Origin of the sequence: Kocuria atrinae C3-8 (genome assembly GCF_000286355.1) — a bacterium.
In the GTDB taxonomy this organism is placed as follows: domain Bacteria; phylum Actinomycetota; class Actinomycetes; order Actinomycetales; family Micrococcaceae; genus Kocuria; species Kocuria atrinae_A.
This window is the reverse complement of record NZ_AJXN01000085.1, coordinates 1-10,904: the sequence shown is the minus strand read 5'-3', so window position 1 is coordinate 10,904 and position 10,904 is coordinate 1. Positions and strand designations below refer to the sequence as shown.

5 protein-coding genes and 4 pseudogenes are annotated in these 10,904 nt (G+C 59.2%); 7 read left to right on the top strand and 2 right to left on the bottom strand.

Annotation, left to right across the window (positions count from 1 at the left end; all coding sequences use genetic code 11):
• Positions 1–169 precede the first annotated feature (169 nt).
• The 6 genes and pseudogenes from YO9_RS19965 to YO9_RS0109590 form a co-directional block, all read left to right on the top strand.
• A pseudogene (locus YO9_RS19965) lies at positions 170–715 on the top strand (HsdM family class I SAM-dependent methyltransferase); the annotation flags it as partial.
• A gap of 107 nt (positions 716–822) precedes the next feature.
• Entirely contained in the window at positions 823–1,665 is an 843-nt protein-coding gene (locus YO9_RS19960; RefSeq protein WP_262925648.1) for an SAM-dependent methyltransferase, read from the top strand.
• 149 nt (positions 1,666–1,814) lie between these two features.
• Positions 1,815–3,050, top strand: coding sequence for a restriction endonuclease subunit S (locus tag YO9_RS0109605; RefSeq protein WP_223286365.1), 1,236 nt, complete (start codon positions 1,815–1,817; stop codon positions 3,048–3,050).
• Between the two features lie 2 nt (positions 3,051–3,052).
• Entirely contained in the window at positions 3,053–5,986 is a 2,934-nt protein-coding gene (locus tag YO9_RS0109600) for a type I restriction endonuclease subunit R (protein WP_031273023.1), read from the top strand.
• Between the two features lie 106 nt (positions 5,987–6,092).
• Entirely contained in the window at positions 6,093–6,635 is a 543-nt protein-coding gene (locus YO9_RS0109595) for a TIR domain-containing protein (RefSeq protein ID WP_031273022.1), read from the top strand.
• Positions 6,635–7,594 carry a DUF4231 domain-containing protein gene (locus YO9_RS0109590; protein ID WP_223286364.1) on the top strand — a complete coding sequence of 320 codons (960 nt, stop codon included), beginning with the start codon at positions 6,635–6,637 and terminating at the stop codon, positions 7,592–7,594. The genes YO9_RS0109595 and YO9_RS0109590 overlap by 1 nt, the downstream gene beginning before the upstream one ends.
• Positions 7,595–8,407: 813 nt before the next feature.
• Here YO9_RS0109590 and YO9_RS17855 read toward each other — a convergent pair.
• Positions 8,408–9,637, bottom strand: a pseudogene (locus YO9_RS17855) (IS3 family transposase).
• 846 nt (positions 9,638–10,483) lie between these two features.
• On the opposite strand from YO9_RS17855, the pseudogene YO9_RS0109570 reads away from it, so the two are divergent.
• Positions 10,484–10,615: pseudogene (locus tag YO9_RS0109570) on the top strand (helix-turn-helix transcriptional regulator); the annotation flags it as partial.
• A 69-nt stretch (positions 10,616–10,684) separates the two neighbouring features.
• Here YO9_RS0109570 and YO9_RS17850 read toward each other — a convergent pair.
• Positions 10,685–10,904 (bottom strand): annotated as a pseudogene (locus YO9_RS17850) (aminoacyl-tRNA hydrolase); the annotation flags it as partial.

The window sequence follows — 10,904 nt, the reverse complement described above, 5'->3', positions numbered from 1 at the left end:
GCTTAGGCAGAACTTCGAGGCGTACCTGGACGGGTTCTCGCCCAACGTGCAGGAGATCATCGAGAACTTCGAGTTCCGTAACCAGCTACCTCGGCTCACGAAGGCCGACGCGCTCGGTGCGTTGATCGAGAAGTTCCTCGCGCCGGATCTCGATCTCTCCCCGGCCGGGATGGACAACCATGGGATGGGCACGGTCTTCGAAGAGCTTGTGCGCCGCTTCAACGAGGAGAACAACGAAGAGGCTGGCGAGCACTGGACGCCGCGCGACGCCGTCCGACTCATGACCCGGCTGATGTTCGAACCGATCGCTGACGCCATCCCGTCGGGCACGTACCGCCTCTACGACGGCGCTATGGGCACCGGCGGCATGCTGACCGTCGCTGAGGAGACCTTGCATCACCTCACGGAATCGTCTGGCAAGAAGGTTTCGACCCACTTGTACGGGCAGGAGATTAACGCCGAGACGTACGCGATCGCGAAGGCCGACCTCATCCTCAAGGGCGACGGCAAAGCGGCCGACAACATCGTCGGCGGTCCCGAGTACTCCACCCTGTCGAACGACGCCTTCGCAGGGCAGGAGTTCGACTTCATGCTCTCCAACCCGCCGTACGGCAAGAGTTGGAAGACCGATCAGGATCGGCTCGGCGGTGCGAAGAAGATCATCGATCCGCGCTTCGTGGTTACTCACGATGGTGACAGCGAATACTCGCTCGTCACGCGCAGCAGCGACGGGCAGCTGATGTTCCTCGCGAACCTGATCTCGAAGATGAAGCAGGAGACCGAACTGGCTCCCGGATCGCCTCGGTCCACAACGGCTCTTCTTTGTTCACCGGTGACGCAGGGCAGGGCGAGAGTAACATCCGTCGGTGGATCATCGAAAACGACTGGCTGGAAGCGATCGTCGCGCTGCCGCTCAAGATGTTCTACAACACCGGCATCGCGACTTACGTGTGGGTGCTTTCCAACCGTAAAGAGGAGCGTCGCAAGGGCAAGGTGCAACTGATCGACGCGACCGGATGGTCGACGCCGCTGCGCAAGAACCTCGGCGAAAAGGGCGTCGAAGTTAGTGCGACTGACGCCGATAATGTGCTCGAGGCGTTCACCGCATTCGACCAGTATGACGACACCGATCGCTCTAAGGTGTTCGACGGAGTCGACTTCGGCTACCAGAAGATCATCGTCGAGCGACCGCTGCGCATCGTCGGCGTGGATCCAAACCGCGTGTACACCGCGAAGGAGATCAAGCAGCTCAAGGAAGACGGTGTGCGCGACGAGACCGCGCCCCCGGTCATCAAGAAGGCGCTCCCGTACGCGGCAACGCCCGATCCATTGCATGGTCGATACGAGGCGGTCATCGACGGGCGAACTCGAGTGGTGGAATACGAGCCCGACACCGAACTTCGAGACACTGAGCAGGTCCCGCTTACTGAGCCGGAAGGCGACTACGCCGACGGAGTTGAGGCGTTCTTCCGGCGTGAGGTCATGCCATACGCGCAGGATGCCTGGATTGATGAGTCGAAGACAAAGATCGGCTACGAGATCTCCTTCACGCGCCACTTCTATAAGCCCGCGCCGATGCGCACCCTCGCCGAGATCCAGGCTGACATCCGTGCTCTTGAAGCCGAGACGGACGACCTGATTGCAGAGATAGCGGGTAAGAACTGATGGTTGCCGGGCTCTTCTCGCTACCGAGAGCGAATAGGGTGGCGGATGATTGGCGGTTGCGCTCTCTGCGGTCGATACTGGTGCCGCGAAGTGTGCGGAACCGCCCTGAACTGCCCCTCCTGACCGTTGCTCGTGAGCGCGGTGTGTTCGTGCGATCCGCGGACGATGCCAATCACAACGTGATTCCTGAGGACCTCAGCAACTACAAGATCGCGCGAACCGGTGACCTGGTCGTCAACAAGATGAAGGCCTGGCAGGGATCACTCGGCCTAGCACCCGTGGACGGAATCGTAAGTCCGGCATACTTCGTATTCGAAGCTGACTTTGCGGTGCCGCTTTATGGGGAGTACCTACTTCGAAGCAAGCCCTATGTCGCGAAATTCGGCGCGGCATCTGATGGTGTTCGGATCGGCCAGTGGGACCTCAATATTCCCTGTATGCGCAACATCGAGGTGCACTTGCCGCCAGCGGAAGAGCAGGCGGCGATCGTGAAGTACCTTGCCCACGCGAACGCCCGCATCGACAAGGCCATCGCTGCCAAGCGCCGCCTCATCGCTCTTCTCGAAGAACAGGAGCAAGCAAACGCTGAATCGTTGGTGCGAGGTGACACTGAGCAAGATCAGACCTCCACTGGGCTTCCCTGGCTCAGCACAGTCCCGGCGTCGTGGGAACTACTTCGAGTCAAGAAGGTGCTTGTGGGACTGGAGCAAGGGTGGTCACCTCAGTGTGATGCGCAGCCCGCCGGCCCCGATGAGTGGGGCGTCTTGAAGGCCGGTTGTTCTAACCATGGTCGCTTCCGCTCTGAAGAGAATAAGAAGCTCCCTGAAGGTCAAGAAGCTAGGCCCGAACTCGAAGTGAAGCATGGCGATCTGCTCGTAAGTCGGGCAAACACCCGCGAATTGGTCGGTTCTGCCGCAGTGGCGTTGAATCCTCGAGAGAAACTTATCTTCTCGGATAAAACATTTCGGTTGAAGGTTCGAACGGACCGAGCTGACAACGAGTTCCTGGCTCTCGCGATGGGTTCTAGAAGTTCTCGTGATCAGATCGAGGCTGGTGCAGTCGGCGCGAGTCAGTCGATGCAGAACATTGGGCAAGGCGTGATTGCCAACCTTTGGATTGGATTGCCCCCAGTTGATGTACAAAAAGCGATCGTGGATGAGTTTCACAAGCGATCGGCGGAGCTTGAAACGGTCGTTGGGAAGACGAGGCGAGAGATTGATCTCCTAAGTGAATTCCGCACACGACTCGTCGCGGACGTCGTGACGGGCCAGGTCGACGTCCGTGCCATCGCAGCGACGTTGCCGCACGCACCCGAGTCGTTCGACAACACGGTCTCAGCAACCGATGATGATCTTGAGGAAGCACTGAGCGAAGGCGAGGAGTGAGCATGCAGCGACTCAACGAGGAGAGCTTGGAAACGCTCATCGTCACTCAGATGAGCGAGGGTGGCTGGACCGCGGGGGCACCTGGCGACTACGTCGCTTCCTACGCGATCGATCTGGAGCACTTCGCTGCGTTCGTCGAGTCAACCCAGCCCGATCTCGTCGACTCGCTCGGGCTCGAATCGCAGACTCCCACGCGTCACAAGTTCCTCGCTCGGCTCCAGGGTGAGATCACGCGGCGGGGTGTCGTCCACGTCTTGCGAAACGGCATCGACCATCACGGTCACCACATTGATCTGTACTACCCGACACCTGGGAATGGGAACCCGAAATCTGCTGAGCATTTCGCCGCGAACCGGTTCGTCGTCACGCGGCAGGTGCATCATAGCGTCAGTAACCCGGGGGATGGCGTCGACCTTGTGGCGTTCGTCAACGGCCTGCCGATCTTCACCTTCGAGTTGAAGAACAACATCACGAATCAGACCGTGGAAGATGCCGTGCAGCAGTACCAGCGCGACCGCGATCCTCGTGAGCCGCTGTTCGCCTTCGGACGGACGATCGCGCACTTCGCACTGGACGACCAGCGCGCACGATTCTGTACGGAACTCAAGGGCGCTTCTTCGTGGTTCCTTCCGTTCGATCAGGGGTTCAATGACGGTGCGGGTAACCCGCCGAATCCCGATGGAGTCATGACGGACTACCTGTGGCGACGAGTGCTTGCGCCGCAGAGCCTCGCCGGGATCATCGAGAACTATGCGCAGATCGTGGTTGAAAAGAGCCAGAAGACTGGCAAGAAGGTCTCCAAGGCGATCTTCCCTCGGTATCACCAGCTCGATGTCGTGCGCCAACTCCTGTCCGATGTGGAGGCGAACGGTGCTGGTCGTCGCTATCTCATTCAACACTCGGCTGGCAGTGGCAAGTCAAACTCGATTGCCTGGCTGACTCACCAGCTCACCGAGGCCACACATGCTGGTCGGATCGCGTTCGACTCGATCATCGTCGTCACCGACCGCATCATCCTTGACAGCCAGCTCACGCAAACCATCAAGTCGTTCCTGCAGGTGGGTTCGACCGTGGTTCATGCCGACCGGTCCGGAGATCTGCGGCGGGCGATCACGGCGGGCAAGAAGATCATCGTCACCACGGTGCAGAAGTTCCCGTACATCCTGGATGACATCGGAGCGGACCATCGTGACCGTAGGTTCGCCATCGTTATCGACGAGGCGCACTCGTCCCAGGGGTCGAAGACTTCGGCGGCCGTCTCGAGCGCACTCAGCGGCATCGAGACCCACGACGAAGACACCGTCGAGGACCGGATCAACCGGATCATCGAGGGCAAGAAGCTGCTGACGAACGCGAGCTACTTCGCTTTCACGGCGACGCCGAAAAACAAGACGCTCGAGATGTTCGGCGAGCCGGTGCCCAACGCCGAAGGAGGCACCAGCTTCCGACCATTCCATTCGTACACAATGAAGCAGGCGATTCAGGAGGGCTTCATCGTCGATGTCCTCTCCAACTACACGCCGGTCGGCAGCTATTACAAGCTGATGAAGACTGTGGAGGACGATCCCGAGTTCGATGCGAAGCGCGCCTCGAAAAAGCTTCGTGCCTATGTCGAGGGCAACGAGCACGCCATTGCTCAGAAGACCGACATCATGGTCGAGCACTTCCTTGCCCAGGTGGTCGCGAAGCGGAAGATCGGCGGCCAAGCGCGGGCAATGGTCGTAACTTCGTCGATCGCACGGTGCATCGAGTACTTCCATGCGATTCGTGACGCGCTCGCAGCCCGCAAGAGCCCGTACAAGGCGGTCGTCGCATTCTCTGGTGAGCACGAGTACAAAGGGCTGAAAGTCACCGAGGCAAGCTTGAATGGCTTCCCCTCCAACGCGATCGCCGAGCAGGTGAAGATCGATCCGCATCGGATCCTTGTTGTCGCGAACAAATTCCAAACCGGGTATGACGAGCCTCTACTGCACACAATGTACGTCGACAAGATGCTCTCGGGTGTGCTGGCCGTGCAGACCTTGTCGCGGCTTAATCGGGCGCACCCCGCGAAGCACGACACGTTCGTCCTCGACTTTGCCAATGACGCTGATGAGATTCAGCGCGCTTTCGAGCCGTACTACCGCACGACCGTGCTGTCTGAAGAGACGGACGCCAACAAGCTGCACGATCTGGTCAACGACCTTGACGCGTTTGGCATCTACACGCCTGAGCAAGTCGATGAGTTTGTCAGTCGGTACTTGGCGGGGGAGAGGCGCGATTACCTTGACCCGCTGCTGGACACAAGCGTCGCTGAGTACATCGAACTCCCCGATGAAGAGGACCAGGTGATGTTCAAGGGCAGCGCCAAGGCGTTCCTTCGTACATATAACTTCCTCTCTACAGTCCTGCCTTATGGCAGCAGCGAGTGGGAAAAGCGTTCGATCTTCCTTGATCACCTAGTGCCCAAGCTGCCGGCTCCTAAGGAAGAGGATCTCGCCGCCGGAATTCTAGAGAACATCGACCTGGAGTCTTATCGCGCTGAGAAGCTCAACGCAATGAAGATTGTGCTCGATGACGAAGACGGCACGCTCGCCCCGGTCCCTGCCGCCGGCGGAGGCCACCTTACGGACCCAGAGCTCGAGAGGCTCTCGGCGATCGTAAGAAGCTTCAACGACCACTTCGGCAACATCGAGTGGAACGATGCCGATCGTGTCGAGCGCTTCATCACCGAGGAGATCCCGAGGCTCGTGTCCGAGGACGAGGCCTACAAGAACGCACAGGCCAACGACGACCCGGTGAACGCCCGGGTGGAGAGCGATCGAGCTCTCAGCCAGGTCATGCTGCGCCTCATCTCAGATGACACCCAGCTCTTCAAGGAGTTCCAGGACAACAGCAGTTTCAAGCACTGGCTCGCCGGAGCCGTGTTCAACGCGACTTATCGGAAGAGTGCTTGAACGCACACGGCCGAGCGGTCGCCACCGAGGCAAGTGATGTATGTCCGCGGCCCCTCTTTCGATGGACAAAGCCACGCGACTGGCGTGGGCACTAGAAAGGTATTCGATGTCAACATTGGCTAGCAACACTCGTCGGAAATGCTTCATCTCTTATCATCATGCCGACGAAGGCGAGGTCCAGGAGTTCATCCAGACCTTTGATCATGACCAGGATGTTCTGATCGCGCGGGGGATCGGGGCAAGTATGTCAGGCGACATCATCAATAGCCTTAACGCCGACTACATCAAATCTCAGATTCGCAGCAAGTATCTTCAGGATACGACGGTCACGATCGTGATGGTGGGTCGAGAGACCTGGGGTCGCCGGTTCGTCGACTGGGAGATTGCCGCATCCCTCCGAAACACCACGACGTCATCTGCCAGCGGACTTATGGCGATCACGCTCCCGTCGGCTGCGAATTACGTTGGAAAGCAACTGCCCGCCCGAGTACAAGACAACTTCGATGGCGAGTCGGGATACGCACGGTGGTGGAAATACCCGAATAGTTCGGCAGGCCTGGCTACTTTGATCGAAGAGGCATACAGTGCCCGGACTGTTCTCGCAAACCTTCGCGACAACTCGCGATCCCTTCGGTTGCGTAATGCGTGATGAATAAACTTCAGTGGCTTACAGAAGAGCATCTGCCTGGCGTTTGGAAGGACGCGGATGCGGCTTCTGTCCGGGGTCAGAGATGGGCTCTGACGCTCACTGCAAGCAAAGTTGGCGGAGGCGTGATCGCAGCCATCGGCAGCGCATTCGCTGGCTTGGGTGGAAACCTGGGCGTGGCGTCGTGGGTGGTCCTCGGCGGCTTCATCGTGGCGCTGGTCAGTGAACTAGCATCGTGGGTCTTTCAGTCTGAGAAGGATTGGTACGAGGGTCGGGCAGTCGCTGAGTCTGCGAAGACGTTGGCGTGGCGCTACGCAGTTTGTGCTGATCCATTCCCGGTGGTCATGTCGCGAGAAGCGGCCGAGGACCTCTTTCGAACGCGCATGGTGGAGGTTATTGATCAAGTGTCGGACCGAATCGTCTTTGAGAGCTCGCATGCAGTCGTGACCCCTCAGATGGACCAATTGCGGCAACTTTCCTTCGTAGACCGCCAACGTGCCTACGTCGAGGGCCGTACCCTTGATCAGCATCGATGGTATGCACGTAAGGCTCGAACGAATCGTCGCTTTGCGAATGGGTGGAGATTTGTTCTCATCGTTGCGGAAGTTGCGGCCGTTACCCTGGCAGTCGGTCAAGTTCTCGGAGCATGGTCAATCGACTTGGCCGGACTTTTAGCGGCGATCATTGGTGCCGGAGCGGCTTGGGTTGCAGTGAAGCAATTCACGCCACTCGCGTCCGCATATTCCGTTGCAACCAAAGAACTCGCACTACAAGAAGGGAAACTTCGCACGGTTTCTGAGGAGCGTTGGTCATACGTCGTAGCGACGCGGAAGAAGCGATCAGCCGTGAACACACCACTTGGGCTGCATCTCGCACCGGGCGTGCCGCTGTTGTGCCCCGCCGTGACGGAGAATAGCCGCTCGCGATCCCAATCGTTCCACTCTCGCACGCGACTCCTCTGACCGCGCGAGGGCGCATGGGCAGTAACCCTCGGCGTGAGAGAATCGAATTATGGTCGATAACAGCTCGAGCCGTGCCTCCGAGGTGATCCGCTGTGAGCACTGGTCTGAGGAACTTGGTCGCTTCGGTGGGTGGCACCATCACGAGGGTCCTCACGCGTGCGACTGGGGGAACCATGACGGCGAATGTCCGTACTGGGTCAGCGTTGGCGGTAGGCCGAACCTCTAATCTGAGGAGGGGAGCCTTGTCGTCACGCCAACCTGTCCGATGACGTGTCTGCCTGCCCTCATCGCGACTCTGCCATAACCCCAGATGCTAATCTGGTCCGAGGCACTCCAACTGGCGCATGTGTCCTCTGAGTTTTACTAACTTGTATTAAACGCCCATGTCAGGCTTTATTTAACTGCGCGGGAACAGCCTTAGCACCAAATGTTCCGAAATCATCGAAACTCGGTCGAGTTTAGATTCAACGTGTAAAGCTGCAAGTCACGATCGATTTCGGGCGCATTTCGGGACTGCCGCATGGATAGGTGGCATCTTGACCTGATCGTGCGGCAGTCCCGTTTTTCTTGCCGCATGTGTAGATGGCGTGGGCTAGCTTCCAAAGGCCCGCACCGATTTCTGGTTGCGCTGACCCCGGCGCGCCCGCGCTACGATGCCGGCACAGGAACGACCCCGCTGCCTGCCCTGGACCTCCGTGGTTCGCCGGCGGCCGACGACCCGGACGGAGCGCAGACCATTACCGGCACCGCCTTCGGCATGCTGCCCATCCTTCCGGACTCAAACAGCAGCGGCATCAAACCCGGGCCGATTCATTACGCGAGTGCTGGTGAGCTCTCGTGGGTTTGATGATAGGCGTTCTCGATCTCGACCGGGGTTCGGTAGTTCAAGGAATCGTGGATGTGGTCGTGGTTCCACCAATGCACCCAGTTCATCGTCGCGAACTCAACCTCGGTCACGGAGGGCCATGCAGGCCGGGCGTAAATCAGTTCCGCTTTATGGAGCGCGTTGACCGTCTCGGCCATCGCATTGTCGTAACTGTCTCCGACGGAGCCCACACTGGCTTGCACACCGGCTTCGCCAGGTGTTCGGTGTAGCGAATCGAGACGTATTGGCTGCCCCGATCGCTGTGGTGCACCAACTGATCCAGCGCCCGATCCTGTGCCGTGCTCAGGGCGTGTTCCAATGCTTCCAAGAGCAGCGCTTCGGTGCGCACGTGGCCCTGGCCGCCATCCCACAATCTGCGACGGAGAACACGTCGGTGATGAAAGCGGTGTAGCAAAACCCACTGGTAGTGCGCACATAGGTGATGTCAGCAACCCACAACCGGTTCGGCCCGGTGGCGGTAAAACACCGATTGACCAGATCCCCCGCGTGCATCGGCGGCCTTCGAGACGACGGTGGTTCGTGGGCAGCGACCTCGAACCACACCGACCAACCCGGCCTTACGCATCAAGCGTGCGCACTGGTCACCTCCGATCTGCCAGCCTTCCCGGGCCATCGCATGCCAGATCTTCCGGGCCCCGTAGACGCAAGTAATAGTCCTGGTGGATCCGGGCAATGACTTCGATCAGCTGCGTATCACGAATGGCCCGGTCGCTGGCCGGCCGCGTTTTAGCGGCAAGGTAGCCGCGGGAAGTGATGAACCCACACTCTGTGGCACCCAGGGTGCGACAGATTGGTGTGAGCCCGAACTGATCGCGATACAGATCAATGAACGCGATCATCTCGTCGTGGGTCGGGAGGACTCGGCGTCCGAATTAAGCTGAGGCCGACTTCAGAATCTCGTTGGCCGCCACAGTTGGCGAGTTCTCACGTTTGAGTCGGCGGATCTCGGCCTGGGCGTCGCTGGAGACCCCCGGGCATTTACCGGCGTCAATCTCTGCTTGTTCTACCCACCGTCGCAGCGTCTCAACCGCAATGTTCAGCCTTGGGGCGGTCTCTTTGATCACCACGTACCGACTAGGAGCATCATCGTGTTCCAACCGATCAAGGCCCATCCGCACCGCACGGGCACGAAACGGCTCGAAATACTTCTGGGGCATGGGTCCAATCCTCTCAATAACGGACCGGAACAATACCCAGGACGGTTCAGTGGTCATGTTTGTCATCCAGATGTTGCTTGACTAGGGAAGTTGGTGGGGTATTGGGTTGAGGTATAACGGGGTGACCGCTGGAGGCCCGAAATGAGCGAGTTATTCAGATCGATCAAACGTGCTTGGGGTAATTTTGTGGGCCCTGAGGCGACACGTGTGGATAACTGCATTGCCATTGGCTCCGCTGTCATTGGACTGATCGGAGCCGGGCTGCGGGCTAAGCGACGTGGGGCAAACGGAAAAATTGCAATGATCATGGCCGTAATGGCAGCTGATCTGGTTGGCGGAACATATGTCAACAACACTCGTGCCTGCGTCCGATGGTACGAGCGCGCGGGCCAGGGAACTATGGAACATCTGACATTTGCTGCCTTGCATGTACATCCGGGTGTGGTGGGTTGGGCGGATCGAAGTTTCCGTGGTGTACGTCCAGGGGTTGTGTGGGCCGCGGCGCACTACAGCTACATGGTTCTATCTACTGCAGCCATCCGATCGTGCCCTTCGCAACGAAGAGTTCTTGGAGTGGCGCTGGCAGCCGGAGGTCTATGTCTCGACGGATCACTTGGGAGGTCGCCCGTAGCACCTTGGTTTGCATGGACCTACTACCCGAAACTCCTGATGGGCCATGCCGCCGGATCTCTGTGGCCCAACGAGAACCTCCAAGTGAGGTTTCGGGTTGACGCCTAGCCCTATTGGCGCGATGCCCCTTTGCATGACCAATTGATCAGATCGTTCTGCAGTCATGCCACTCAACGAATCTGGCATTCGCAGCACGTCAAGGGTGCGGGTTGTAACGTGCAACGTAAGCGCGGCAGCACCCCGGATACGGCGGTGCGGTTGGCCAAGTACTTCGGGACGTTCGCTGAATTATGGATGAACTTGCAAAGCCAGTACGAGCTGAGGCTTGAGCGGCGTGCTCTTCGATAGCGACTCGAGGGTATTGCTCCACTGCAAACGGCCCGATGGCGGGCCTACCGTAGAAGCTCCCGGAACCAGTCAATCGCCCCTCGGACGCCGCCGGGTCGCCTTGATCTCGGAGCGGCGTTGCTTGGCCGCGAGCCGACGGCGCACTGATCCGCGGGTGCGCCGGGTGGCCCGTCGGGCGGGCGGGGGAGGTGCCAGCGCCTCCCGAATGAGGTTTGCTAGTCGTTGCCGGGCGAGGGTCCGATTTCGGAACTGAGCACGCTGCTCGGAGGCCTCGACCATGAGGACGGTG